21 protein-coding genes and 1 riboswitch are annotated in these 25,366 nt (G+C 70.2%); of the genes, 9 read left to right on the plus strand and 12 right to left on the minus strand.

Going from position 1 to position 25,366, the window contains the following annotated elements; all coding sequences use genetic code 11:
* The first annotated feature begins 72 nt into the window (after positions 1-72).
* Complete coding sequence (locus EAO73_RS33405) at positions 73-615, plus strand: RNA 2'-phosphotransferase (RefSeq protein ID WP_147975200.1); 543 nt, start codon at positions 73-75, stop codon at positions 613-615.
* Positions 616-680: 65 nt separating this feature from the next.
* On the opposite strand, the gene EAO73_RS33410 is transcribed toward EAO73_RS33405, so the two are convergent.
* Positions 681-1,634: an LLM class flavin-dependent oxidoreductase gene (locus tag EAO73_RS33410; protein WP_147975201.1), complete on the minus strand. Its 954-nt coding sequence runs from the start codon at positions 1,632-1,634 to the stop codon at positions 681-683.
* Positions 1,635-1,845: 211 nt separating this feature from the next.
* Between EAO73_RS33410 and EAO73_RS33415 the strand changes: the two genes are divergently transcribed.
* Complete coding sequence (locus tag EAO73_RS33415; RefSeq protein ID WP_147975202.1) at positions 1,846-2,712, plus strand: Cof-type HAD-IIB family hydrolase; 867 nt, start codon at positions 1,846-1,848, stop codon at positions 2,710-2,712.
* A 60-nt stretch (positions 2,713-2,772) separates the two neighbouring features.
* On the opposite strand, the gene EAO73_RS33420 is transcribed toward EAO73_RS33415, so the two are convergent.
* From EAO73_RS33420 to hisC, 5 genes are all read right to left on the minus strand, one after another.
* A complete protein-coding gene (locus EAO73_RS33420) occupies positions 2,773-4,533 on the minus strand; it encodes a GAF domain-containing sensor histidine kinase (RefSeq protein WP_224756553.1) in 1,761 nt (586 codons plus the stop codon).
* A 59-nt stretch (positions 4,534-4,592) separates the two neighbouring features.
* Positions 4,593-8,099 (minus strand): thiol reductant ABC exporter subunit CydD, encoded by a 3,507-nt coding sequence (gene cydD, locus EAO73_RS33425; protein WP_147975203.1) that lies wholly within the window; start codon positions 8,097-8,099, stop codon positions 4,593-4,595.
* Positions 8,100-8,144: 45 nt separating this feature from the next.
* The gene (gene cydB / locus EAO73_RS33430) at positions 8,145-9,146 is read right to left on the minus strand and encodes a cytochrome d ubiquinol oxidase subunit II (RefSeq protein ID WP_147975204.1); all 1,002 of its coding nucleotides are present in this window, start codon (positions 9,144-9,146) and stop codon (positions 8,145-8,147) included.
* 16 nt (positions 9,147-9,162) lie between these two features.
* Complete coding sequence (locus EAO73_RS33435; RefSeq protein ID WP_147975205.1) at positions 9,163-10,671, minus strand: cytochrome ubiquinol oxidase subunit I; 1,509 nt, start codon at positions 10,669-10,671, stop codon at positions 9,163-9,165.
* A 237-nt stretch (positions 10,672-10,908) separates the two neighbouring features.
* Positions 10,909-11,988 carry a histidinol-phosphate transaminase gene (gene hisC, locus EAO73_RS33440; protein ID WP_147975206.1) on the minus strand — a complete coding sequence of 360 codons (1,080 nt, stop codon included), beginning with the start codon at positions 11,986-11,988 and terminating at the stop codon, positions 10,909-10,911.
* Positions 11,989-12,359: 371 nt separating this feature from the next.
* Here hisC and EAO73_RS33445 point away from each other — a divergent pair, with 371 nt between their 5' ends.
* From EAO73_RS33445 to EAO73_RS33455, 3 genes are all read left to right on the plus strand, one after another.
* Entirely contained in the window at positions 12,360-13,472 is a 1,113-nt protein-coding gene (locus EAO73_RS33445; RefSeq protein WP_026242993.1) for a LacI family DNA-binding transcriptional regulator, read from the plus strand.
* Positions 13,473-13,647: 175 nt separating this feature from the next.
* Positions 13,648-14,706 (plus strand): metallophosphoesterase, encoded by a 1,059-nt coding sequence (locus tag EAO73_RS33450; protein WP_147975207.1) that lies wholly within the window; start codon positions 13,648-13,650, stop codon positions 14,704-14,706.
* A 181-nt stretch (positions 14,707-14,887) separates the two neighbouring features.
* On the plus strand, positions 14,888-15,688 hold the full coding sequence (locus EAO73_RS33455) for a hypothetical protein (RefSeq protein WP_147975208.1): 801 nt from the start codon (positions 14,888-14,890) through the stop codon (positions 15,686-15,688).
* Positions 15,689-15,719: 31 nt separating this feature from the next.
* On the opposite strand, the gene EAO73_RS33460 is transcribed toward EAO73_RS33455, so the two are convergent.
* Both EAO73_RS33460 and thiC read right to left on the minus strand, forming a co-directional pair.
* The gene (locus EAO73_RS33460) at positions 15,720-16,664 is read right to left on the minus strand and encodes a hypothetical protein (protein ID WP_224756554.1); all 945 of its coding nucleotides are present in this window, start codon (positions 16,662-16,664) and stop codon (positions 15,720-15,722) included.
* 295 nt (positions 16,665-16,959) lie between these two features.
* A complete protein-coding gene (gene thiC, locus EAO73_RS33465) occupies positions 16,960-18,753 on the minus strand; it encodes a phosphomethylpyrimidine synthase ThiC (RefSeq protein WP_147975210.1) in 1,794 nt (597 codons plus the stop codon).
* Positions 18,746-18,879, minus strand: a riboswitch (TPP riboswitch). It overlaps the preceding gene by 8 nt.
* Positions 18,880-18,949: 70 nt before the next feature.
* Here thiC and EAO73_RS33470 point away from each other — a divergent pair.
* Positions 18,950-20,281 (plus strand): YibE/F family protein, encoded by a 1,332-nt coding sequence (locus EAO73_RS33470; protein ID WP_147975211.1) that lies wholly within the window; start codon positions 18,950-18,952, stop codon positions 20,279-20,281.
* Between the two features lie 76 nt (positions 20,282-20,357).
* Here the strand turns inward: EAO73_RS33470 and EAO73_RS33475 are convergent, their stop codons facing one another.
* The 4 genes from EAO73_RS33475 to EAO73_RS33490 form a co-directional block, all read right to left on the minus strand.
* The gene (locus EAO73_RS33475; protein WP_147975212.1) at positions 20,358-20,795 is read right to left on the minus strand and encodes an SsgA family sporulation/cell division regulator; all 438 of its coding nucleotides are present in this window, start codon (positions 20,793-20,795) and stop codon (positions 20,358-20,360) included.
* A 101-nt stretch (positions 20,796-20,896) separates the two neighbouring features.
* Entirely contained in the window at positions 20,897-21,667 is a 771-nt protein-coding gene (locus tag EAO73_RS33480; protein WP_318153311.1) for an IclR family transcriptional regulator, read from the minus strand.
* Positions 21,668-21,909: 242 nt separating this feature from the next.
* A complete protein-coding gene (locus tag EAO73_RS33485; RefSeq protein WP_147975213.1) occupies positions 21,910-22,125 on the minus strand; it encodes a DUF5326 family protein in 216 nt (71 codons plus the stop codon).
* A 130-nt stretch (positions 22,126-22,255) separates the two neighbouring features.
* On the minus strand, positions 22,256-22,573 hold the full coding sequence (locus EAO73_RS33490) for a cupin domain-containing protein (RefSeq protein WP_147975214.1): 318 nt from the start codon (positions 22,571-22,573) through the stop codon (positions 22,256-22,258).
* Positions 22,574-22,641: 68 nt separating this feature from the next.
* Here EAO73_RS33490 and EAO73_RS33495 point away from each other — a divergent pair, with 68 nt between their 5' ends.
* From EAO73_RS33495 to EAO73_RS33505, 3 genes are all read left to right on the plus strand, one after another.
* Entirely contained in the window at positions 22,642-23,019 is a 378-nt protein-coding gene (locus EAO73_RS33495) for a phage holin family protein (protein ID WP_147975215.1), read from the plus strand.
* Between the two features lie 86 nt (positions 23,020-23,105).
* Complete coding sequence (locus EAO73_RS33500; protein ID WP_147975216.1) at positions 23,106-24,236, plus strand: cystathionine gamma-lyase; 1,131 nt, start codon at positions 23,106-23,108, stop codon at positions 24,234-24,236.
* Positions 24,237-24,458: 222 nt separating this feature from the next.
* Positions 24,459-25,355, plus strand: a complete 897-nt coding sequence (locus tag EAO73_RS33505; RefSeq protein WP_147975217.1) for a LysR family transcriptional regulator — start codon at positions 24,459-24,461, stop codon at positions 25,353-25,355.
* Positions 25,356-25,366 lie beyond the last annotated feature (11 nt).

The raw sequence follows: 25,366 nt of genomic DNA on the forward strand, positions 1-25,366 counted from the left end.
GCGAAAATCGTTCCGGTGAAGCCCCGAAGAAATGCGGATGCGCCAGGCGCGTGTCACGAGCACGCTGAAGGGATGGACGAAAGACGCACCGTCAAGGTGTCCAAGTACCTCTCCAAGCACCTGCGGCATCAGCCCGAACGGATCGGGCTCACGCTCGACGCCCAGGGATGGGTGCCGATCGACGAGCTGCTGCGTGCGGCGGCCCGCCATCACTTCCCGATCAGCAGGGCGGAGCTCGACCATGTGGTCGCCGCCAACGACAAGCAGCGCTTCGCCGTCGCGGATGACCGCATCCGGGCAAGCCAGGGGCACACCGTGGCCGTGGACCTGGGCCTGCCACCGGCCGAGCCGCCCGCGTACCTCTACCACGGCACGGTGGGGCGCTCCCTGGACGCGATCCGTGCCGAGGGGCTGCACCCGATGAACCGCACGCACGTTCACCTCTCGCCCGACCGCGAGACCGCCACCCGCGTCGGGGCCCGGCGCGGCCGTCCCGTCGTGCTGTCCGTGGACGCGGGCGCCATGCACCGGGCCGGCCACACGTTCTGGGTCAGCGCCAACGGGGTGTGGCTCACGGACGCCGTACCCGCCGAGTTCCTGCGCCTGCCGGGCTGAGGCGGGGCACGCGGACGCACGGGCCCCGGACGACCGGCACGGAACGCGGGAACCCCGGACCGCTGTCACCCGGCGGTCAGCTGCGCCGCGCCCCTCGTCGCGATCTCCTCGAACAGCTTCCCGTCGGGCACCGCGGCGTCGAACCCGGGCCCCTCGGCGGGCACCGGTGCGTGGATGACGATCTCGGTGAACCCCAGCTCCGCATGCCTGCCCGCGAAGTCCACGAACGCGTCGACCGAGTCGAAGGGCCGGCCACCGCCCGCGGCGAGGACCGGGTTGAACTCCGGGGTGAACCCGGTGAGCAGGACCTTGTCGAGCTCCGCCACGTCCCGCCCGGCCTCCGCACAGGCACGGCCCAGCCCGTCCACCTGCCGGCCGAGGGCGTCGAGCGACTGCGCGGCACTGCCCGCCTCGTACAGCTTCGGGTCGCCCGTCGTCACCCACGCCTGACCGTGCCGCGCGGCGAGCGCCAGCCCGCGCGGACCCGTGGCAGCGACGGCGAAGGGCAGGCGGGGGCGCTGCACACAGCCGGGCAGATTCCGCGCCTCGGTGGCCGAGTAGAACTCGCCCTCGTACGACTTCCCGGCCGGCTCGCACAGCAGGGCATCCAGCAGGGTGACGAACTCGCCGAAGCGGTCGGCGCGCTGCTTCGGCGTCCACGGAGCCTCGTCGCCGCGCAGCAGGGTCGTCGCGTCGAAGCCGTTGCCGCCCGCGCCGATGCCCAGCGTGAGACGCCCGCCCGAGATGTCGTCGAGCGTGATCAGCTCCTTGGCCAGGGTGACCGGGTGGCGGAAGTTCGGCGAGGTGACGAGCGTGCCGAGGCGGAGCCGTTCGGTGACCGCCGCCGCAGCCGTGAGCGTGGGCACCGCGCCGAACCACGGCCCGTCCCGGAAGGCCCGCCAGGAGAGGTGGTCGTAGGTGTAGGCGGTGTGGAAACCCAGTTCCTCGGCGCGCCGCCAACGCTCGCCGCCGCCGTCGTGCCAGCGGTGGATCGGCAGAATCACAGTGCTCAGTCGCATGGAACGACCCTATGAGAGGCCGAGCAGGTCCCGCATCGGCTGCGCGGCAGGGGCGGGGCGGGCGGACCCGTTTCGACGGCTGCGATTCCGTCCCAGCGGCACCGCATCGACTGTTCATATGCCAGAGGAATGTTTTCCAGGTCAGGGGCGCGTGCTCTCAAATGTGCGCCCCTCCGCACGCCCGTGCGCCTTCGTACGCGAGAATGTACGGGTGACCACCGTTATCGAACAGTCCGCTCCTGTCGCTCCCCGGCTGATCGCCACGGATCTGGACGGCACCCTTCTGCGCGACGACAAGACCGTCTCGGACCGCACGGTCCGTGCGCTCGCCGCCGCCGAGGAAGCGGGGGTCGAGGTCTTCTTCGTCACCGGCCGTCCCGCTCGCTGGATGGATGTCGTCAGCGACCACGTTCACGGCCACGGTCTGGCGATCTGCGCCAACGGCGCGGCCGTCGCCGATCTGCACGCGGGCGGACGCCTGCTGAAGATCCGGGGTCTGGAGCGGGAGACGGCCCTCGATGTCGTCCACACGCTGCGCGCCGCCGCACCCGGCACGTCCTTCGCCGTGGAACTGGCCACCGGCATCCACTACGAGCCCGCCTACCCGCCCTTCTATCTCGATCCGGCGGCCACGGTGGCGGTCGCGGAGAAGCTGCTGCACGAGGAGGCGCCGGGCGACGGCGTGCCCGTGCTGAAGCTCCTCGCCCGGCACGGCGAGCTCGACCCCGACGAGTTCCTGACCATGGCGCGCGCCGCCGCAGGGGAGCGGGCCACCTTCACCCGGTCGAGCCCCACCGCGCTCATCGAGATCAGCGGGCCCGGTGTCTCCAAGGCCAGCACCCTGGAACTGTGCTGCGCCGAGCGAGGCATCTCGGCCGCCGAGGTGGTCGCCTTCGGCGACATGCCGAACGACGTGGACATGCTGAGCTGGGCCGGGTCCTCCTACGCGATGGGCAACGCCCACCCGGCCGCCCTGGCCGCCGCATCCGGCCGTACCGTCACCAACAACGAGGACGGCGTGGCCGTCGTCATCGAGCGCATCCTCGCCGAACGGACAGGCAGCCTCGCGGACCGCTGAGCCCGAGCCCCACGGGGTGCACGCAGCCCACCACCGGCCGGCCGCCGTCGGCAGGCCCGCTCACAACGGGGCCTGCCACACCACCGTCGTACCGCCGCCGTCCTCCCCGATCCCGGGTCCGAACCAGCTGGCCCCGCCCAGCGACTCCGCCCGGCGGGCCAGGTTCCGCAGGCCGCTGCGCCGCCCGCCCTCCGGCATACCCACGCCGTCGTCGGCGACCGAGAGCCGCACCGCGCCCCGCCCGTCGTCCAGCGTGGCGGTCGCGTCGACGACCACCTCGATGCGCGCGGCACCGGCATGCCGGAAGGCGTTGGACAGCGCCTCCCGCAGCGCCGCGATCAGGTTCTTGCCCGTCAGCTCACCGACCAGGGAATCGACCGCCCCCACGAAGCGGTGGGACGGTGCGAAGCCCAGCGGTACGGCCGCCATGTTGATCTCGCGCAGCACCCGGGTGCGCAGACCGGACGGCGCCTCTGCCGGCTCCTGCTGGAGCGCGAAGATCGCGGTACGGATCTCCTGGATGGTCACGTCCAGCTCGTCCACCGCCCGGCCCACGCCGGTCCGCACCTCCGGCACGTCCGACCGCCGCTGCGCGCTCTCCAGCATCATCCCGGTCGCGAACAGCCGCTGGATGACCAGATCGTGCAGGTCACGGGCGATCCGGTCGCGGTCCTCGTAGACCGCGAGACGCTCCCGGTCGCGCTGGGCATCGGCCATCATCAGGGCCAGCGCGGCCTGCGAGGCGAACTGAGTGGCGAGCGTCCGCTCCGTTTCCGTGAAGGGACGGGCGCCCCTGGACCGGGGCGTGGCGAGCGCGCCCAGTACCCGGCCGCCGCTGTGCAGGGGCAGCAGCATGTTCGGCCCGAACCGGTCCGCCAGCCTGGTGATCATGCGGGTGTCGGTGGCCGAGTCGTCGACGAAGACCGCCTCACCGCTCAGCAGCATCCCCACCACGGGGCTCTGGGCCGGGATGATCACCCCGAGCGAGTCTGTCGGGTCGTCCGCCGAGACGGCGACGATCTCCAGCCCCCCGTCCTCGGCCGGCAGCAGCACGATGCCCGCGGCGGAACCCGCGAGACGCCGGGCCTGCTCGGCCACGACCGTGAGCGCGTCGTCGGCATCGCCGCCGGACAGCAGCGCGGTCGTCACGGCGACCGACCCGTCGATCCACCGCTCGCGCTGCCGGGCTGCCTCGTACAGCCGGGCATTGCCGATGGCGATCCCGGCCTCCGTCGCCAGTACGCGCACCAGGTGCAGGTCGTAGTCGCTGAACTCGCCGCCGCCGTCCTTCTCGGCGAGATACAGATTGCCGAAGATCTCGCCCTGGACCCTGATCGGAACGCCGAGAAACGTGCGCATCAGGGGATGGCCCTGCGGAAACCCGGCGAATCTCGGATCCTTGGTCAGGTCCGCGAGCCGCAGGGGGCGTGGATCGTGGATGAGGGCGCCGAGCAGCCCGTGGTGGCCGTCCGGCCGTCGGCCGATCTCCCGTGCGACGGGCTCCGGAACGCCGTAGGTGACGAAGTCGGAGAGCCCTTCGCCCTCCGCGTCCACGACTCCGATCGCGGCGTAGCGGGCGTGGGCCAGTTCGGCCGCCGTCTCGCAGATCCGGTCGAGCGTCGAGTGGAGTTCGAGGCCGGTGCCCACGGAACGCATGGCTTCCAGCAGGCGCGGCACCCTTGCGGTGAGTTCGGTGGACAGGCCCCTCAGGCTCCGGGTCACATCGGTCGTATCCGCTGCTTCCGTTACGTCGCCGGGCGCGTCCTTCGAGGGGCCCGAGTCCTTCGAGGGCTCTGCGCGGTTCGGGTCCTCCTCTGCCATACCCAGAGCGTAATTAGTCCTATTTGCTAGGGAAAGTCGGGAGCTATGGTCTTCTCCGCTCAGACGCGCGCACCCACGGCCGCGCCCGGCCCTCCCACGCTCTCGCGCTCCCGCGCCAGCATCCGGCGCAGCGGCCCGTCCACCGATGCCAGTACGTCGTACGGGCCGCGCTGTACGATCGCGCCCGCCTCCAGGACCACCACCTCGTCCACCGCTTCGAGGCCGGCGAGCCGGTGCGTGATCAGGACCGTCGCGCATCCCAGGGTCGCCTCCAGCAGGTCCGCCGTCAGGGCGTCCGCGGTCGGCAGGTCGAGGTGCTCGGCGGGCTCGTCCAGCACGAGGACGGGGAAGTCGGCGAGCAGGGCACGGGCCAGGGCGAGCCGCTGGCGCTGTCCCCCGGAGAGGCGGGCGCCGTGCTCACCGACGAGAGTGTCCAGCCCGTCCGGCAGCGCGTCCGCCCAGTCGAGCAGGCGGGCCCGAGCCAGGGCGTCACGCAGTTCCGGCTCGCTCGCGGCGGGGCGCGCGAGCCGCAGGTTCTCCCGGAGCGAGCTGTCGAAGATGTGGGCGTCCTGGGCGCACAGCCCGACGAGCCGCCGGACGGTGTCCCCGTCCAGCGCCGAGGCCTCCACACCACCGATCCGGTAGGTGCCCACCCGCGCGTCCAGGAAGCGGAGCAGCACCTGGGCCAGCGTGGTCTTGCCGGACCCGGAGGGCCCCACGACGGCGATACGGCGGCCCGCCTCCAGGGTGAGGTCGGCGGAGGTGAGCGCGTCGTGGGCGGTGCCCGGGTACCGGGCCGAGAGCCCGTGCACCTCCAGCGGGAAGGGGCTCGCCGGGGGCGTGGCCGGGTGGGCCGGCTCCCGTACGGGCACGGGGGCGTCCAGCACCTCGTACACGCGCTCCGCGCTCCGCCTGACCCGCTGCCGGTACTGGGCGGCGAGCGGCAGCCCGGTCACGGCCTCGAAGGCGGCCAGTGGGGTGAGGACGACGACGGCCAGTTCCACACCGGCGAGCCGGCCGTCCGCAACGGCGGGCAGAGCGACCAGGGCGGCGGCGACCACGGTGAGCCCCGCGATCAGGGCGATGAGGCCGCCCCCGAGCGCAGTGGCGGTCGCCGCGCGGGAGGCGATCCGGGTGAGCACGGCGTCGGCCGCGCGCGTCCGAGCGGTACGCCCCGGGAGGGCGCCCGCAACGGTCAGCTCGGCCGTTCCGCCCAGCAGATCGGTGATCCGCGTGGCCAGGTCGGCGCGTGCGGGGGCCAGCCGCCGTTCCGCGCGGCGGGCGCAGGCGCCGCTGACGAGCGGGACTCCGATGCCGGCCAGCAGCAGCCCCACGGCCAGGACGAGCCCGGCCTGGGGGAGGAGCCAGCCGGTGAAGCCGACGGTCGCGGCGCCCACGAGAACCGCGGTACCGGCGGGGAGCAGCCACCGCAGCCAGTAGTCCTGGAGGGCGTCCACGTCCGCGACCAGCCGCGAGAGCAAGTCCCCGCGCCGGGTGGTGCGCAGGCCGCCCGGCGCGATGCGCTCCAGGCTGCGGTACACGGCGACGCGCAGTTCGGCGAGCATCCTCAGGACCGCGTCGTGCGACACAAGGCGCTCGGCGTAGCGGAAGACCGCCCGGCCGATCCCGAAGGCGCGGGTCGCCGTCACCGCGACCATCAGATAGAGGACGGGGGGCTGTTCGGAGGCGCGGGAGATCAGCCAGCCGGAGACCGCCATGAGCCCGACGGCGGACCCCAGGGCGAGGCTTCCCAGGAGCAGGGCCAGCCCGAGCCGGCCGCGTTGGGCTCCTGCGGCTTCCCGGATCCGGGTCAGCACATGGCCGCCGGGGGTCGTGGTCTCCTGCGGAGCCTCGGGCTCGGATGCGGGTTCGGCGGTCCGGATGCCGTCGGGCGCGCTCGCGGGGCGGGCCGGCGCGGCAGGGGCTTCGAGGGCCGGGGCCGTCAGGGTGACCACCCGGTCCGCGACCGACAGCAGCGCCGGCCGGTGCACCACGAGCAGCACGGTCCGGCCCGCGGCCAGCCTTCGTACGGCCTCGACGATGCCCGCTTCCGTCTCGCCGTCCAGGCTCGCGGTCGGCTCGTCGAGCAGCAGCACCGGCCGGTCGGCGAGGAACGCGCGGGCGAGCGCGATCCGCTGGCGCTGGCCCGCCGAGAGTCCCGCGCCGTCCTCACCGAGAAGCGTCCTGTCGCCGTCCGGGAGGCCTTGCACGAAGTCGTACGCCCCCGCGTCGCGCAGCGCAGCCGTCACCGCGCTGTCGTCGGCGGCGGGCCGGGCGAGCCTGACGTTCTCCGCGATGGTGCCCGCGAAGAGGTGCGGGCGCTGCGGCACCCAGGCGATGCGTTCCCGCCAGCGGTCGAGCGAGAGGTCCGCCAGGTCGGTGCCGCCGACCCGTACGCGCCCCTCGTCGGGTGCCGTGAAGCCCAGCACCACGTTCAGCAGGGTGGTCTTGCCGATACCGCTCGGGCCGACCAGGGCGACCGTCTCCCCCTCCTCGACGGTCAGCGAGGTGGGGGCGAGAGAGGGCTCGGAGCGCCCTTCGTGCCGGACGGTCACCTCGTCCAGCTCCAGCCGCAGCGACGCGGGGACCTCCCCCGTACCGCTCGTGCGGGGCTCCGTCTCCAGGACGGCGAAGACCTCCTCGGCCGCCGAGAGCCCCTCGGCGGCGGCGTGGAACTGCGCCCCGACCTGCCGGATGGGCAGGTAGGCCTCAGGCGCGAGGATCAGGACCAGCAGGCCGGTGTAGAGGTCGAGTTCACCGTGCACCAGCCGCATGCCGATGGTGACGGCGACCAGGGCCACCGAGAGCGTGGCGAGGAGTTCGAGGGCGAACGACGACAGGAAGGCGATGCGCAGGGTGCGCAGCGTGGCCTGCCGGTACTGCGCGGTGATCCTGCGGATCTGTTCGGCCTGGGCCTTGGCACGTCCGAACACCTTCAGCGTCGGCAGTCCGGCCACCACGTCGAGGAAGTGACCGGAGAGCCGGGAGAGCAGCCGCCACTGACGGTCCATCCGTGACTGGGTCGCCCAGCCGATCAGGATCATGAAGAGCGGGATCAGCGGAAGCGTGACGACGATGATCGCCGCCGACACCCAGTCCTCGGTGACGATCCTGGCGAGCACGGCCACCGGCACGACTACCGCGAGCCCGAGCTGCGGCAGATAGCGCGCGAAGTAGTCGTCGAGTGCGTCGATCCCCCGGGTGGCCAGCGTCACCAGCGAGCCGGTGCGCTGCCCGCTCAGCCAGTCCGGCCCCAGCTCCGCCGCCCGGTCGAGCAGCCGCCCGCGCAGTTCGGACTTGACCGCCGCACCCGCCCGGTGGGCGGCCAGCTCGGTGAGCCAGGCCACCAGGGCCCGCCCGAGCGCCACCGCCGCGAGCAGCAGGAGCGGAGTACGCAATCCCCCGGCCGTGAGCCCGTCCTCGAAGCCGCCCACCACGATCTCGGCGACCAGCATCGCCTGGGCGATGACCAGCGCCGCCCCGGCCAGGCCGAGAACCACCACGGCCACCATGAACAGGCGCGTGGCACGGGCGTGGCGGAGCAGACGCGGGTCGATCGGTTTCACGTGAAACACCCCATGCGGCTCGGCTCGGTCGGGACACTCACTGCGTCAGTGCGCATCGGCGATGTGCTGGGTACCGATCCGCTTGCGGAACACCCAGTACGTCCACCCCTGGTAGAGCAGCACCACCGGGGTGGCGATCCCGGCGCACCAGGTCATGATCTTCAGCGTGTACGGGCTGGACGAGGCGTTGGTGACCGTGAGGCTCCAGGCGTCGTTCAGCGAGGAAGGCATGACGTTCGGGAAGAGCGTCAGGAACAACATGGCGACCGCTGCGGCGATGGCCACGCCGGAAAGCGCGAAGGACCAGCCCTCACGCCCCGCCGCGATCATCGCGATCGCCCCGACCAGCGCCACCGCGGCGACGACCATCGCGACCAGGCTCCGGCCGTTCCCGTTGTCGAGCTGGGTCCAGATGAGGAAGGCGAGCGCGACCACCGCCGTGACAGCGCCCAGCTTCAGGGCCATCCCCCTGGCGCGGGCCCGGATCTCCCCCGTCGTCTTCAGCCCGGCGAACACCGCGCCGTGGAAGGTGAAGAGGGTGAGGGTGACCAGGCCGCCGAGGAGCGCGTAGGGGTTGAGCAGATCCAGAACGTTGCCCGTGTACTCCATGTGCGCGTCGATCTTCACGCCCCGCACGATGTTGCCGAAGGCCACACCCCACAGCACGGCGGGGATCAGCGAGGTCCAGAAGATCGCGTGCTCCCAGTTGGTCTGCCACTTCTCCTCCGGCCGCTTCGCCCGGTACTCGAAGGCGACGCCGCGCACGATCAGACAGAGCAGAATCAGCAGGAGCGGCAAGTAGAAGCCGGAGAACAGCGTGGCGTACCACTCGGGAAACGCGGCGAAGGTCGCTCCGCCGGCGCTGAGCAGCCAGACCTCGTTTCCGTCCCAGACCGGGCCGATCGTGTTGATCAGCACCCGCCGTTCCTTGCGGTCCCGGGCCAGCAGCTTGGTGAGGACACCGATCCCGAAGTCGAACCCCTCCAGGAAGAAGTAGCCGGTCCACAGGACGGCGATGAGCACGAACCAGACGTCGTGGAGTTCCATTTCTCGGCTCCCGCTCTCAGTAGGAGAAGGCCATGGGCCGGTCGGCGTCTTCGTGGTCGCCGCCGATCCGGGTGGGCGGGTTGAGGTCGTCGTCCGTGAGCTCCGGGGGCCCTGCCTTGATGTACTTCAGGAGGAGCCGGACCTCGATCACGGCGAGCACCGCGTAGAGCACGGTGAAGACGATCAGCGAGGTGAGCACCTCACCCTGGGAGACGCCGGGGGAGACCGCGTCACGGGTCTGGAGCACGCCGTAGACCACCCAGGGCTGACGGCCCATCTCGGTGAAGATCCAGCCCCAGGAGTTGGCGATCAGCGGGAAGAGCAGGGTCCACAGCGCCACGATCCAGTAGCACCGGGCCAGGCGTGGGCTGAGCGCCTTGTTCTTGAAGAGGACCAGGTTCGGCACCTCGTCCTCGCCCGTGCGCATCGCCTCCGGCAGCATGAACTTCTTCCGGGTGAGCCACAGCCCGAGGATGCCGAGACCGAAGGAGGCCATGCCGAAGCCGATCATCCACCGGAAGCTCCAGAAGGCCACGGGGATGTTCGGCCGGTAGTCACCGGGGCCGAAGCGCTCCTGCTCCGCCTTGTTGATGTCGTTGATGCCGGGCACGTACGAGTGGAAGTCGTCGTCGGCGAGGAAGGACAGCACCCCGGGGATGGAGATCTCCACCGAGTTGTGGCCCTTGCTGACGTCCCCGTAGGCGAAGATCGAGAACGGCGCGGAGTTCTGTCCGTCCCACAGCGCCTCGGCCGCTGCCATCTTCATCGGCTGCTGCTTGAACATCACCTTGCCGAGCTGGTCACCGCTGACAGCGGTCAGGAGGCCGGAGATCACCACGGTGATCAGTCCCAGCCGCAGCGAGGTCCGCATCACCGGGATGTGCTTCTTGCGGGCCAGATGGAAGGCCGCGATCCCGACCATGAACGCCCCGCCGACCAGGAAGGCGGCGGTGATGGTGTGGAAGAACTGGGTGAGCGCGGTGTTCTGCGTGAGCACGTGCCAGAAGTCGGTGAGCTCGGCGCGTCCGCGTTCCTTGTTGATGCGGTACCCGACCGGGTGCTGCATCCAGGAGTTGGCCGCCAGGATGAAGTAGGCGGACAGGATGGTGCCGAGGGACACCATCCAGATGCAGGCGAGGTGGATCTTCTTCGGCAGCTTGTCCCAGCCGAAGATCCACAGACCGATGAAGGTGGACTCGAAGAAGAACGCGATCAGGGCCTCGAAGGCGAGCGGGGCCCCGAAGATGTCACCGACGAATCGCGAGTAGTCGGACCAGTTCATGCCGAACTGGAACTCCTGGACGATGCCGGTGACAACACCCATCGCGATGTTGATCAGGAAGAGCTTTCCCCAGAACTTTGTGGCCCTGAGGTACTTCTCCTTGTTCGTCCGCACCCAGGCGGTCTGCAGGCCGGCGGTGAGCGCCGCGAGAGAGATCGTCAGAGGAACGAAGAGGAAGTGGTAGACGGTCGTCGTACCGAACTGCCATCGCGCCAGGGTCTCCGGCGCCAGAGCTAGCTCCACGTCGTCTTCTCCTTACGTCACCGCCGTCACGCCGGCGATTTGTCCGTGAAATCCAACGGATCACGGGAGGAAGCAGGACACGCTTGTGAACGCGTTCACATTCACAAGCAATTATGGCGCACATGCTTCCGAGACCTTCCTCCGGGGGTCCCCTGTCAGACGCGGGCTCCGCGCCGGGCACACGATAGGCCCCGTACCTCTCGCGAAATACGGGGCCCGGCTGCCGAGGTGCGTCGGCTACAGCTCCCTGCGGTACAACTCCGTCACCTTCAGGAACAGGTCGTTCGCCTCGTTCTCACCGATCGTGACGCGCACACCCTCGCCCGCGAACGGCCGGACCACCACGCCGGCCTTCTCGCAGGCCGCCGCGAAGTCCAGCGTCCGGTCCCCCAGACGCAGCCAGACGAAGTTCGCCTGGGACTCGGGCACGGTCCAGCCCTGACGCGCCAGGGTCGCGTACACCCGGTCCCGCTCGCACACCAGCGAGCCGACCCGGCCGAGCAGCTCGTCCTCGGCGCGCAGCGAGGCCACCGCCGCGTCCTGGGCGAGCTGGCTGACACCGAACGGCACCGCCGTCTTGCGCAGCGCCGCCGCCACCGGCTCATGGGCCACCGCGAAGCCGACCCGCAGCCCCGCCAGGCCGTACGCCTTGGAGAACGTCCGCAGCACCGCCACATTGGGGCGGTCCCGGTAGATCTCGATGCCGTCGGGGACCTCGACATCGCGGATGAACTCCTTGTACGCCTCGTCCAGCACCACGAGCACATCGCTCGGCACCCGGTCGAGGAACCGTTCCAGCTCGGCCCGGCGCACGACAGTGCCGGTCGGGTTGTTCGGGTTGCAGACGAAGATCAGCCGCGTCCGGTCGGTGATCGCGTCCGCCATCGCGTCCAGGTCGTGCACCGCACCGTCGGTCAGCGGCACCTTCACCGAGGTCGCGCCGCTGACCTGCGTGATGATCGGGTACGCCTCGAAGGAGCGCCAGGCGTAGATCACCTCGTCACCCGGGCCCGAGGTGGCCTGCAGCAGCTGCTGGGCCACGCCGACCGAGCCCGTACCGGTGGCCAGGTGCGAGACGGGCACACCGAAACGGTCGGACAGCTCGTTCATCAGACCCGTGCAGGCCATGTCCGGGTAGCGGTTGAAGTGCGCCGCCGAGGCGAGGGCTGTCTCCATCACTCCCGGCAGCGGCGGATACGGGTTCTCGTTGGAGGACAGCTTGAACGCGGCCGGTCCGTCCGCCGACGCCGGTTTGCCCGGCACATAGGCGGGAACGCCGTCCAGCTCGGCACGCAGCTTGGGGCTCGTCTCGCTCACCGCAGGTCCTCCTCGACCGTCCGCACACATCAATACTGCTCACCTTATGAGGATTGGGCGCCGCTGCGAACGGGTGGACAGCGGATTCGTCCGGTGGACCCCGGAATGAGGGGGAGCGCGCCAGGCCGTGGCGCGCGCCGGTGGCTCACTCCGTGGCGCGCGTCCCTCGAAGAGGTGAGTTGAGACCTCTTCGAGACCTCGCCCCGTCGCCAGGCCCATCCGGTCGGATGCATGACACATGACGGTAGACCCCACCAACCCCCTTGATTAGTAAGGTATTTGATGCCTGATGACCTTGCAGAAACGTGCCTGTCAACGCCTGCATATGCGACCAGGCCAACTGCCCGCCCGAGCCCTACTATCGGCTCGCCATGACAGCAGCAGGGAAGCACCAGGTGAGCCGGACGGAGACCCCCCGGCGCGGCGGCAGGCAGGGACGTGCCGGAATCCGGGATGTGGCCGCCGCCGCCGGCGTCTCCATCACGACCGTCTCCGACGCGCTCAACGGCAAGGGCAGGCTCCCGGACGCCACCCGCCGCCATGTCCGCGAGGTCGCAGAGCGCCTGGGCTATCGCCCTTCCGCCGCGGCCCGAACGCTCCGTACCGGCAAGTCCGGCCTCATCGGCCTGACCGTGACGACCTACGGGGATGAACCTTTCACCTTCACCGAGTTCGCGTACTTCGCGGAGATGGCGAGAGCCGCCACCTCCGCGGCCCTGGCCCGCGGCTACGCGCTGGTCATCCTCCCGGCCACCTCACGCCACGATGTCTGGTCGAACGTGGCACTCGACGGCACCGTCGTCATCGACCCCTCCGACCAGGACCCGGTCGTCACCGAGCTGGTCCGCCAGGGGCTGCCCGTGGTCTCCGACGGCCGCCCCGCCGGGTCGCTGCCGGTCACCGCCTGGGTGGACAACGACCACCGGGCCGCCGTACTCGACCTCCTCGACCATCTCGCCGCTGCCGGGGCCCGCCGCATCGGGCTGCTCACCGGCACCACCACCGACACGTACACCCGGCTCTCCACCACCGCCTACCTGCACTGGTGCGAGCGCGTGGGGCAGGACCCGGTCTACGAGTCCTATCCCGCGCACGACCCGTGCGCGGGCGCGGTGGCCGCGGACCGGCTGTTGGCCCGTCCGGACCGCCCGGACGCCGTCTACGGGCTCTTCGACCCCAACGGCACGGATCTGCTGGCCGCAGCCCGCCGCTACGGTCTGCGCGTCCCCGAGGACCTGCTGCTGGTCTGCTGCAGCGAGTCCACGGTCTACGCGACGACCGAGCCGCCCATCACGACGCTCTCGCTGAAGCCCCGGCGGATCGGCACGGCAGTCGTCCAGCTCCTCATCGACGCCATCGAGGGCGTCGACCAGGACGGTCCGGTGGAGCGGGTGATACCGACGGAGCTCATCGTCCGGACGTCCTCGCAACGCCGTCCGCCCCGCACCACGGTCAGTGCGCCACGTTCCCCGGCAGGGGATTGATCAGCCCAATTGGGACCAATCGACCGATGAACCTGGCATGCGGAAGGATTCACCACCCCTGGTGCGTCCCAGAGCACGATCCGCATTCCTATGATGGGCGCACGACACCGCGGACCAACCCGACCAGCAGGGCCCGTCAGGTGTACGGCGGCGCGACGGTGGTGTGGAGGGGTCGATGACACAGGGGGCCGGTCAGGAACCCGTGGTGCGGACGGCGACGTTGCGCGACTTCCGCGTACCGCCCTATGCGCAGTCCCCTGCGCCGCCCGCCTCACCGCAACCCGGAAGCGCTTTCCCGGAGGGCGACGCGCCGGAGGGGTACACCCCGACGGCGCGCGATCTTCCCGTCATCAGCGTCGACAAACCCGCCCAGGTGCAGCCCGTGCCCGAACCGCGCCCCGCAGCCAACCCGGGGCTCGGCCCCCTGTACGTGGTCGGCGACGTCCACGGGTACCTGGACGAGCTGCTCGCCGCGCTCGCCGAGCAGGGCCTGATCGACGCCGAGGGCCGCTGGGCCGCCGGCAACGCGCGCCTCTGGTTCCTCGGCGACTTCACCGACCGGGGCCCCGACGGCATCGGCGTCATCGACCTGGTCATGCGCCTCTCCGCCGAGGCCGCGGCCGCGGGCGGCTACTGCAAGGCCCTGATGGGCAACCACGAGCTGCTGCTCATCGGCGCCAAGCGGTTCGGAGACACCCCCGTGAACTCCGGCGCGGGCACCGCCACCTTCCAGGCCGCCTGGCTGCTCAACGGCGGCCAGAAGACGGACATGGAGCGCCTCCAGGACGTCCACCTCCAGTGGATGTCCCGGCTCGACGCGGTCGTCGAGGAGGACGAGCACCTCCTGATGCACTCGGACACGACGGCGTACCTCGACTACGGCTCCACCATCGAGGACGTCAATGACACGGTGCACGCCATTCTCACGCGCAACGACGCCGACGAGTGCTGGGACCTGTTCCGCAAGCTCACCAAGCGGTTCGCCTTCCGTGACGACTCGGGCGCCGAGGCCGTCCAGGAACTGATGGCGGCCTACGGCGGCCGACGCGTCGTCCATGGTCACAGCCCCATTCCGTACCTGACGGGCGAGGTCGGATCGGAGGACGGCGAGGACGGCGCGGGTCCTCAGGTCGACGGTCCCCATGTGTACGCGGACGGGCTCGCCATCGCCATGGACGGCGGGGTGACCATGGCCGGAAAGCTACTGGTCGTCCAACTGCCACTGCATGACTGACGGCCAGCGGGGAAGACGCATCCTGTCCTGACCACGCCGGGCACTGGGTCTATTTCCGGAAACCCTCTGTCACCCCGTGCTGTGCGCGCTCTACCATCGGCGTATCAGTAGCAGGCTCTCCTCCGTTTCCGCCCAACTGCCCGGACCGAGCGGGCACACAGGCCCGACGGAGCATCGGGGGATGCACATGAACAGCGCTCCGCACCTGCTGACCGAGGACCGGCCCGAGTACGAACGGCTCCTCGACGACGCACTGCGCCACGCTCATGAACGACCGGAACTGGCCGCCGTCGGCGAACGCCTCAACGCCGTCCAGCTGCGCACCATGGCACTGGCGGCCGTCGCCCTGATCACGGCCACGGCCGCCGTCGAGTACGAGCAGTACGTGAAGGCCCGTGACGACCTGCGCGCCGACCCCGACCGCGACGCGGCGGACGACGGCTTCGGCCAGTCGGGCGCCGGCATAGGAGCGGTCGTCACCGTCCTGGCACCGATGCTGGCGGGCACGGCGGCAGCCATCTTCCTGCTGGTCGGCTACCTGCTGAAGCTGCTGGAGCCGCCACCAGCGTTCGCCAGGACCATGATCGGCGCCGGCTGGTTCTTCGCCGCCGCCACCGCCGCCGCCATCTTCGTCGCGGCCGTGGGGCTGCTCATCACCGCCCTGCGCAACGGTTCCACGTCCCTGGCGGCCCGGGAGGCCGACGAGGAGCTGCCCGACGACGTGGCACGGGCCAAGGAGGCCTGGCGGCACGCGCTGCTGGAGCGTGGCATCGTGCCCTTCCTCCGTGACGCGCTCACCGAGCCCGCCGGCCCCGTGATCCCCGCCCCGCACCGCCCTGCGGGCCGCCTCCCGAAGATCGGCTACAGCAGGCCCGACTTCGCGGGCCCGGACGAGGGCCCTGCCGCCGCGCCGCGCCCCAGGTACAGCAGCCCGGACTTCACGAGCCCCGACTTCGGCGGCCCCGAGCACGAACTGGACTGACCGGGGCGGGGCCGCGCCGGGCCCGCAGGCGTCAGAGGCTCCGTACGACCTGGGCCACCGCTCGCTCGACCGCCGCCCGGCCATGCGCCCGGACGAGGGCGAGATGGAAGAGCGACGGCGCGACCGGCGCCCAGTGCCCGACCCGTTCGGGATCCAGCAGGTACCCGATCACGGGCACCGGGCGGAACGGCACGTAGTCGATCCTCCCTGCCTCCCACCGGTCCGCGACCCCTCTGCTCATGCGCGCGCGCAGATCCGCGCCCGTCAGGTCCCTCAGCCGGGCACAGAAGTGGACGCCCCACTGGCGCCTGCCGACGTCGAGGACGAAGGCGAGCAGTTCGAGCGTGTAGTCCTCGGGCTCGACGGACAGCTCTTCCCGCATGCCGCGCCGGGCAACCGCGAAGAGATCAGGAGTGTTCCCGCCCTCGGAGTCGATGTGCCGGGCCAGGCCCTCGTTGACGGAGGAATTCCAGAGGTCCGGCGCCATGCGGACCCGGCCGCTGCGCCGGGTCACGAGCAGCGAGTCGTCGGCGGTCACCACCGCGACGTTCACGCCGAAACTGCACTGCAGGAACGCGGGCGCGCGCAGGACGTCGTCCGGGTCGAGGTAGCGGGACCGCGGGCTCGTGCCGTCGGCGAAGGCCCGGTCGAGCTGCTGAGCCGCGAGAAACGTGTAGTAGTCCGTCGGGCGCAGCCGCAGCCTCACCTCGGGCCGCTCGTCGGATGCGGCACGTGAGACATCGAGCGACTCGACAGCGTACCGGGGGCCGTTCCACGGGGGAGTACGGCCGTCGTCCCGCGCCCCTGCGCTCTCCTTCTCGATCTCGTCGCGCCACCCGGCCATTTCCTGGGGCAGCTCAGTCTCCTCGTCGAGCACCTCGATGCGGACGTTGCCGGCGGGTATCGCTCGCTCGCCGTCCCCCTCGACGATCAGCGCGTCGGTACGAAGGGGGCCCAGTGAGAAGGTGCTCCACACAGAGCAGGAATCAGCCTGTGAACCGCCTCCGTCTTCCCCGCCGCTCCGGCGTTCACGCAGTCCGGACCAGGCATTCCTCACAGTCTGTGCGGCCAACGCCCCGAGTACCGCACCGACAACTCCGCTGATCACTTCGTTTCGTCCCATGCCCAGGAAACTAGGGAAGTTGATCACGCGGCAGGCGGTCTTGCCCCTTCCGTTACACCCTTCGTACACCCCCGTCCCGGGGCGCACAACGGACCGTACGGCCCCGGCGGCGGACACCGGAGCCGTACGCGATCAGTCCCGCATCGGGTCAGTCGGCCAGCGGCAGGTACACCCGGTTCCTGCTCGCCGCGAACTCACGCGACTTGCGCAGCATGCCCTCGGCGACCTCCTCGGCCGTCGCCTCCGCACCGTCCTGCGCGCCGAACTGCTCGCTGATGCTGTGGCTGATCTTCATCGAGCAGAACTTCGGACCGCACATCGAGCAGAAGTGCGCCGTCTTGGCGGGTTCGGCCGGCAGGGTCTCGTCGTGGAACTCCCGCGCCGTGTCCGGGTCGAGCGCCAGGTTGAACTGGTCCTCCCAGCGGAACTCGAACCGGGCGTCGGACAGCGCGTCGTCCCACTCCTGCGCGCCCAGGTGCCCCTTGGCCAGGTCGGCGGCGTGGGCCGCGATCTTGTACGTGATGACCCCGGTCTTCACATCGTCCCGGTTCGGCAGCCCGAGGTGCTCCTTGGGCGTCACGTAACAGAGCATCGCCGTCCCCCACCATGCGATCATCGCGGCGCCGATGCCCGAGGTGATGTGGTCGTACGCGGGCGCGATGTCGGTGGTCAGCGGGCCCAGCGTGTAGAACGGCGCCTCCTCGCAGATCTCCTGCTGGAGGTCGATGTTCTCCTTGATCTTGTGCATCGGGACATGGCCCGGTCCCTCGATCATGGTCTGCACCCCGAACCTCTTGGCGACCGTGTTCAGCTCGCCGAGCGTGCGCAGTTCGGCGAACTGGGCCTCGTCGTTGGCGTCCGCGATCGACCCGGGGCGCAGTCCGTCACCCAGCGAGTACGTGACGTCGTACGCGGCGAGGATCTCGCAGAGCTCCTCGAAGTGCTCGTACAGGAACGACTCCTTGTGGTGCGCGAGGCACCACGCCGCCATGATCGAGCCGCCGCGGGAGACGATGCCGGTCTTGCGGCGAGCCGTGAGCGGCACATACGGCAGGCGTACGCCGGCGTGCACCGTCATGTAGTCGACGCCCTGTTCGGCCTGCTCGATGACGGTGTCCTTGTAGATCTCCCAGGTCAGTTCCTCCGCCCGGCCATCGACCTTTTCGAGGGCCTGGTAGAGGGGGACGGTTCCGATCGGTACGGGTGAATTGCGAAGAACCCACTCACGGGTGGTGTGGATGTTGCGGCCGGTGGAAAGGTCCATGACCGTGTCCGCACCCCACCGGGTCGCCCACGTCATCTTGTCCACCTCCTCCTCGATGGAGGACGTCACCGCGGAGTTGCCGATGTTCGCGTTCACCTTCACCAGGAACCGCTTTCCGATGATCATCGGTTCGGTCTCCGGGTGGTTGACGTTGGCGGGCAGCACCGCGCGGCCTGCGGCGATCTCCTCGCGCACCACCTCCGCCGCCACGTTCTCCCGGACCGCGACGTACTCCATCTCCGGGGTGATCTCACCCCGCCGGGCGTACGCGAGCTGGGTGACGGGCCGGCCGTCCCGGCTGCGCCGCGGCCGGCGAGGACGGCCGGGGAAGACCGCGTCCAGGTTGCGCAGTCCACCTCGCGGCGAGGTGTGCTTGAGCCCGTCGTCCTCGGGACGGGCGGGGCGGCCCGCGTACTCCTCGGTGTCGCTGCGGGCGATGATCCAGTTCTCCCGGAGCGGGGCGAGTCCGCGGCGGACGTCGGTGGCGGTCGCCGGATCGGTGTACGGCCCCGACGTGTCGTACAGCGTCACGTCCTTGCCGTTCGTGAGGTGCACCTGACGGACCGGCACCCGGATGTCCGGGCGCGGGCCCTGGACGTATCCCTTGTGCCAGCCGATGGACTTCCCGGCCTCGTCGCCCTGATTGGAGGCAGGCGTGCGTGTGTCCGATGTGGTCATGAGACCTACTCCCTACGCCGGCATTACCCGGTAACAGGTTCGGCGGTCGGCGCAGCGTTTCCCGTACGTACGTACGGCGATCAGCGCCCTCTCAGCCCGGTGCTCCGAGCTCCCGCGTGTGCAAAGGTGCCACCACGCTAGCCCCCGGACGGGCGGGCTGAACAGAGGGCCCCGTCCTTCTTGCGATGATCGGCCGGTGACGCCCCCTCTTCGCGACCCAGAACCGCAGGGCCACCAGCACGCCCACACGCACAGCCATGGCCCGGCCGCACCCGTCTCCGCCCATCTGCGCAAGGTGATCGCCGCCGTGCTGATCCCCTTCGCAGTCGCCGTGTTCGTCGGCCTCGTCGCACTCTGGCCGGGAGGTGCACCGGGGCACGAACGGACCGGCGTCGGCTTCGACCGGCAGACCCAGCAGGGAAAGGTGGTGAGTGTCGTCAAGGTCGACTGTGAGGACGTGAACGCCGCCCAGCTCCCCGTCGACGGCGCCGCCACCCCGCCGGAGGGGCAGTCGGCAGTCGGCCGCGGCCGCTGCTCGAAGGCCACCGTCGAGGTCGCCAGCGGCCCCGACGAGGGGCGCCGGTTTGTCGAGGTGGTCCAGCCGGACGCGCCCCGGCAACTACGGCAGGGTCAGGGGGTGGTGGTGGCGTACGCCCCCGACGCGCCCCACGACCTCCAGTACTCCGTGACGGACGTGAACCGGAAGTTCCCGCTGGTGCTGCTGGCCGGGATCTTCGCACTCGCGGTGGTGCTCGTGGGCAGGATGCGCGGGGTCATGGCCCTGGTGGCGCTCGCCCTGTCATTCGCCGTGCTGACCCTGTTCATCCTCCCGGCCATCCTCCAGGGGTCGAACCCGCTGCTGGTGGCGGTCGTCGGAGCCGGCGCGATCATGCTGATCGCGCTCTACATCTGCCACGGGCTGACCGCCCGCACCTCCGTCGCCGTCATCGGCACCCTGATCTCACTGCTCCTGATCGGGCTGCTCGGCTCGCTCTTCATCGGCTGGGCGAGCCTGAGCGGGAACACCGACGACAACACCGGCCTCATCCACGGCCTGTATCCGCACATCGACATGAGCGGCCTGCTGCTGGCCGGCGTCATCATCGGCTCCCTGGGGGTACTCGACGACGTGACGGTCACCCAGACCTCGGCGGTCTGGGAGCTGCACCAGGCGAACCCCACCATGAATGCGAGGCAGCTCTACCGGGCAGGGATCAGAATCGGGCGCGATCACATCGCCTCGGTCGTCAACACCCTGGTGCTCGCCTATGCGGGCGCCGCGCTTCCGCTCCTGTTGCTGTTCTCGGTCGCGCAGAGCGGTGTGGGCACGGTCGCCAACAGCGAGCTGGTGGCGGAGGAGATCGTGCGCACCCTCGTCGGCTCGATCGGGCTGGTCGCCTCCGTGCCGGTGACGACCGCGCTCGCGGCACTGGTCGTCTCCGCGGACCGCACGGGGCTCGGCGCTGAAGCCGGAGCTTCGGCGCCCGTACGGAGCGGGAGGGGCCGGCGACGGCGGGCGAGGCTGTGAGGGAAACACGGAGCGTGATTCACCCGTTCGGCAGGTGTTGTGTTCGAGTGGCACGGAGGGCCCTAGGACAGGGGCTTCAGCCCGCGTTCTGCTCTTCGGCCAGAATGCGCCCCAGCGCCTCCTCCAAGTTGCCGTCGAAGTCACCCTGCGTGCCCTCCTGCCCGAGCGGCACCAGCTTGTCCGTGCGGTCGAGGAAGGCGACAAGAGGGGCCGTGCCCGCCCGGAAGAGCGCACGGTCGGCACCCACCTGCAGCCGGATGTGGACATCGGACAGCCCCTCGGGCTCGGTCGGCGCAATGTGCACATCGCCGTCGCCACTGGGGCTGTTGAGGCCGTCGAGCAGCAGCTCACGACCGAAGGCCCAGGTGACGGGGGCGTCGCCGGGCAGATGGAAGGTCATCCGGATCGCGTACGGATCGCACACTTCGTACCGGAGCTCCACCGGGATACGGAATGAGAGCTCCTCGGAGACGAGGAAGCTCATCATGACCTCAGCTTGAACCGACTCACGCATCGTTCAACCCCGCAGTAGATGAATCTGGCCAGGAATGATCCCCCATGGCCCTATTGACGCCATCGTGATGCACGCGATAGCAGATCACAAGGAGTGATTTTTCAGATACTGATAGAGAACACGAACGAACGCAAGAGGCTGGCCACTTCACCGCGTAGTCGTTCGACTGCGGGGAGCAACCGTTCTTCTTCGTCGAGGGGTACCGAAATGGCCATCGCGGCAGCGGTGAATCCGGCCGCGATCGGGATGGCCGCACAGACCGTCCCGAGGGCGTACTCCTGGCGCTCGATGACCGGTTCCGTGCGCTCCAGCGAGCGCAGGCGCGTCAGGAACGCCGAGCGGTCGCGCACGGAGTACCTGGTCAGCGGACGGACCGGGTGCCGGTCCAGATGGTCCTCGCGGGCCTTCTCGTCGAGCCGGCTCAGCAGGCACTGGCCGATCGCGTGGGCGTGCCCGGTCTCGCGGAAGGCTGCCCACTCGTCCACCGCGGGCTGCTCGGGGGTATCGGCCACGGCGAGTAGTTCGATCTCGCCCTCGCGGTAGATGGCGCAGTACACCGGGGCTCCCACGATGTCCCGCCAGCGGCTCAGCGACTGGGTCAGGGTGCCGCGCCGGTTCTGCAGGGCGCCGTCACCCATCAGCCGTTCGGCGGCTGCGCCGAAGAGGAAGACGCCGTTCTCCCGGCGCAGGTATCCCTCATGGGTCAGCGTCCGCAGCAGGTGGTAGGCGGTGGGCAGGGGGAGCCCCGCTTCCCTCGCGAGCTGTTTGGCCGGGGCCCCGTCGCGATGGGTACCCACAGCCTCCAGCAGCCTCAGCGCCCGCTGCACCGACCCGATGAGCGTCGGAACAGACGTACTCGATGCCGTGGTCAACGGTCACCCCCAGGCGTGGTGACGGGCGGTCAGCCCGCCCGTGGGGGCCGCCCCCACAGGTCTGCCGCGGACCTGGGGGTCCGGAGGCCGGATCCCGCACAAACCACTGGTCGGGGTGGTGACTTACGGTGCTTTTCCCAGGCGGCGGGCAGCGGACTGTCACTGTATCGGCAGCCCTGTGACCGGGTGCCGATTCGCCTTTCCCTTAGCTCAGCTGGGCTAATCCCCCGTCTGGCGTGCGGTCACCAGCCGTTGCGCGAGGACGACGACATGAACTTCCGTACGAGGAAGACGAGCCCGCCGACCAGGAGCACGAAGATCAGGATTTTGAACAGCAGACCGACCACGAACGCGACCAGGCTGGCGATCAGCCCGCCGAACACGACGATCGCGATTACGGGCACCGCGATCCACTTCACCCACCAGGGCATCCCAGCGAATATCTCCCGTACAGCCATCGTCCTTACCTCGTCTCTGTGAGTTCCTGCTTCGATGCTAGAGGCGAGAGGGCGGTCTCCGGGTCCCGGGAAGCCCTTGTCCTCCCCTGATCGATCCCCTAGGGAACCCGGAGAGACGCCGGCCGCGGACTCATCCCTCGGGCGGTGAGAAGACCACCATCACACGCAGGTCCTCGGTGATGTGGTGGAACTTGTGGGCCGTGCCGGCGGGTACGTACACGACACTCCCTCGTCCCACCTGGGTGGTTTCCATGCCGACGGTGATCGACGCGCGACCGCTCACCACGAGGTAGACCTCGTCCTGGCCGTGCGGCCGCTGCGGGTCGAGCTCTCCCGCGTTCAGGGCGTACAGGCCGACCGACATGTTCCTCTCGCGGAGGAACTGCAGGTACGCGCCGTCGTTGGCGACCCGTTCCGCCTCGAGTTCGTCCAGTCTGAAAGCCTTCATGGCCCGTCCGCCCCTTGCCTCTGCCCAGCCGGTGTTCGCCACCGATCATGTCTGCCACGATCAGACACATGAAGAATTTCGTAGTCAAGACGATCGCCAACGCGGGTGCGCTGGCCGTGGCCATCTGGCTGCTCCACGACATCACGCTGACCGGCGGCAGCACCGGCCGCAAGGCCCTCACCCTGATCCTGGTCGCCTTGGTCTTCGGCCTGGTCAACGTGGTGGTCAAGCCCATCGTGAAGCTGCTCACCCTGCCCCTCTTCATCCTCACCCTGGGCCTGATCACCCTCGTGGTGAACGCGCTGATGCTGCTGCTCACCTCCTGGCTGGCCGGTGTACTGAACCTGAGCTTCCACGTCGACGGCTTCTGGACCGCCGTCCTCGGCGGCCTGATCGTCTCGATCGTGTCCTGGGCGCTGAACGTCGTCCTCCCGGACGAGGACTGATCCGCCCGGCGGCGAATGATCCACAGCCACCTGAAACAGTGCGGTCGGGACCGGTGACCGGCCGGGGAGAGAAGCGAGGACGAAGCATGAGCACCATGGGCGACGGAACCCGGGCGGTACGCGCGGGGCTGCCGGAACCGCAGCAGTACGAGCCCACCCTCCCCGGACCGGTCTTCGCCGCGCACTTCCACCTGTCCGGCGAGCCGACCGGTCCGTACACCTACGGCCGGGACAGCAATCCGACCTGGACCCATCTGGAACGGGCCATCGGAGAACTCGAAGCACCGGGGGAGGACGTGGAGACCACCGTCTTCGCCTCCGGGATGGCGGCGATCTCGGCCGTCCTCCTGTCCCAGGTGCGCAGCGGCGACACCGTCGTACTCCCTGACGACGGCTACCAGGCGCTCCCCCTGCTGCGTGCCCAGCTGGAGGCGTACGGAGTCGAGGTGAGGACCGCGCCGACCGGCGGTGACGCGCAGCTGGCCGTTCTGGAGGGCGCGAAGCTGCTGTGGATCGAGACGCCTTCCAATCCGGGACTCGACGTCTGCGACGTGCGACGCCTCGTCGAGGCCGCCCACGCCGGCGGCACGCTGGTCGCCGTCGACAACACCCTTGCCACCCCGCTCGGCCAGCGCCCGCTGGAGCTGGGCGCCGACTTCTCGGTGGCCAGTGACACCAAGGGCATGACGGGCCACGGGGACCTTCTCCTCGGCCACGTGACCTGCCGCGATCCGGAACTGGCGGCGGGGGTACGGCGCTGGCGCAAGGTCGTCGGTGCGATCCCCGGCCCGATGGAGGCCTGGCTCGCGCACCGGTCGCTGGCGACGCTGGAGCTACGCATCGAGCGGCAGTGCGCCAACGCTCTCGCGCTCGCCGAGACACTCGCCAAGCACCAGGCCGTGTCCGGGCTGCGCTACCCCGGCCTGCCCACCGACCCCGCGCATCAGAACGCGGTACGGCAGATGCGGCGCTTCGGCTCGGTGGTGTCGTTCGTGCTGGCCGACCGGGAAACCGCGGAGCACTTTCTGTCGGCCCTGAGGCTGGCCGAGGACGCGACGAGCTTCGGCGGCGTACGCTCCACCGCCGAGCGGCGGGGCCGCTGGGGCGGCGACGCCGTACCGGAAGGCTTCATCCGCTTCTCCGTCGGCGCCGAGAACACCGCCGACCTGGTGGCCGATGTCGAACAGGCACTGGCCGTGGCCACCGGCGGGAACTGACCGCCTACTCCACCCCTGCGCGGTACGGACGGTCCGAGCCTCCCCCCTCGTGGCTCGGACCGCCCCGGCCCTTCGTGTTCTCCTCGCGAAGAACCGCCTCGACAAGGCTAGTTGACTCTGCGTCAGTGTCCAATCACAGTAGTGACAGAGGCCTATCGACATATTTATAGCTGTTCGGGCCCCATCGGATGCGTCGCTGCGTGCGGGCGGAAGGGAGGGGACGTGGATCTGGCCTTACTGCGCACCTTCGTCACCGTTCACCGAGCGGGTTCCTTCACCCGCGCCGCCGCCCTCCTCGGCCTCTCGCAGCCCGCGGTGACCTCGCAGATCCGCACGCTGGAACGACAGCTGGGCCGCCCGCTCTTTCTGCGCAGGGCCCGCGGGGTGACCCCGACGACGATCGGCGACGAGCTCGCGCACCGGGCCGCTCCCCACCTGGACGCGCTCGTCGAGATCACCGAGACCGACCTCGACGAGGAATCGGGCGTGCGGACCCTGCATCTGGCCGGGCCCCCGGAGTTCCTCTCGCTGCGGGTCCTGCCCGCACTGACCCCACTGATCACCCAGGGGCTCGCACTGCGGGGTTCGTTCTCCGCCGACACGGACGAGACTCTGGACGGCCTGGCCGCCGGACACCACGACCTGGCCGTCGTGACGGCCCGGCCGCGCGGGGAACTGCTCACCGCCACTCCGCTCTGCGACGAGGAGCACATCCTCATCGCCGCTCCTCGCTGGGCCGGCCGCCTGGGGCCGGGAACGCTGCGGCGCAACGGCCCCGTGGTCCTGGAGCAGCTGCCCGTGGTCGAGGTGCACGAGAGCCTTCCGCTCGTCTCCAGCTACTGGAACGCCGTCTTCGACAGCCCACCCGCAGCCGCGGGAGCCGTCATCGCGCCGGATCTGCGGGCGGTCCTGGAGTGCGCGGCCGCCGGCGCCGGGCTCGCCGTGCTGCCGCGCTATCTGTGCGAGGGCGCGCTTGAACGGGGCGAGGTGGTGGCACTTCTCGACCCTCCGGTGCCGCCCCTGCGCACCTACTTCCTGGCCGCGCGAACCGGCACACTCGCACTCCCTCACCTCTCCCGGGCGCATGAGTGGCTGCTGCGGGCTGCGGCCGACTGGTGACCCCAGGAGCG

Origin of the sequence: Streptomyces sp. col6, from assembly GCF_008042035.1 — a bacterium.
In the GTDB taxonomy this organism is placed as follows: Bacteria; Actinomycetota; Actinomycetes; order Streptomycetales; family Streptomycetaceae; genus Streptomyces.

Coding starts and splice junctions, on each gene's coding strand:
- cydB (WP_147975204.1), bottom strand. CDS start 9,146: ATGGAACTCCACGACGTCTGGTTCGTGCTCATCGCCGTCCTGTGGACC.
- thiC (WP_147975210.1), bottom strand. CDS start 18,753: ATGACCACATCGGACACACGCACGCCTGCCTCCAATCAGGGCGACGAG.
- EAO73_RS33420 (WP_224756553.1), bottom strand. CDS start 4,533: ATGGCAGAGGAGGACCCGAACCGCGCAGAGCCCTCGAAGGACTCGGGC.
- EAO73_RS33405 (WP_147975200.1), top strand. CDS start 73: ATGGACGAAAGACGCACCGTCAAGGTGTCCAAGTACCTCTCCAAGCAC.
- EAO73_RS33450 (WP_147975207.1), top strand. CDS start 13,648: ATGACACAGGGGGCCGGTCAGGAACCCGTGGTGCGGACGGCGACGTTG.
- EAO73_RS33455 (WP_147975208.1), top strand. CDS start 14,888: ATGCACATGAACAGCGCTCCGCACCTGCTGACCGAGGACCGGCCCGAG.
- EAO73_RS33495 (WP_147975215.1), top strand. CDS start 22,642: ATGAAGAATTTCGTAGTCAAGACGATCGCCAACGCGGGTGCGCTGGCC.
- EAO73_RS33445 (WP_026242993.1), top strand. CDS start 12,360: ATGACAGCAGCAGGGAAGCACCAGGTGAGCCGGACGGAGACCCCCCGG.
- EAO73_RS33500 (WP_147975216.1), top strand. CDS start 23,106: ATGAGCACCATGGGCGACGGAACCCGGGCGGTACGCGCGGGGCTGCCG.
- EAO73_RS33410 (WP_147975201.1), bottom strand. CDS start 1,634: ATGCGACTGAGCACTGTGATTCTGCCGATCCACCGCTGGCACGACGGC.
- EAO73_RS33490 (WP_147975214.1), bottom strand. CDS start 22,573: ATGAAGGCTTTCAGACTGGACGAACTCGAGGCGGAACGGGTCGCCAAC.
- EAO73_RS33485 (WP_147975213.1), bottom strand. CDS start 22,125: ATGGCTGTACGGGAGATATTCGCTGGGATGCCCTGGTGGGTGAAGTGG.
- EAO73_RS33475 (WP_147975212.1), bottom strand. CDS start 20,795: ATGCGTGAGTCGGTTCAAGCTGAGGTCATGATGAGCTTCCTCGTCTCC.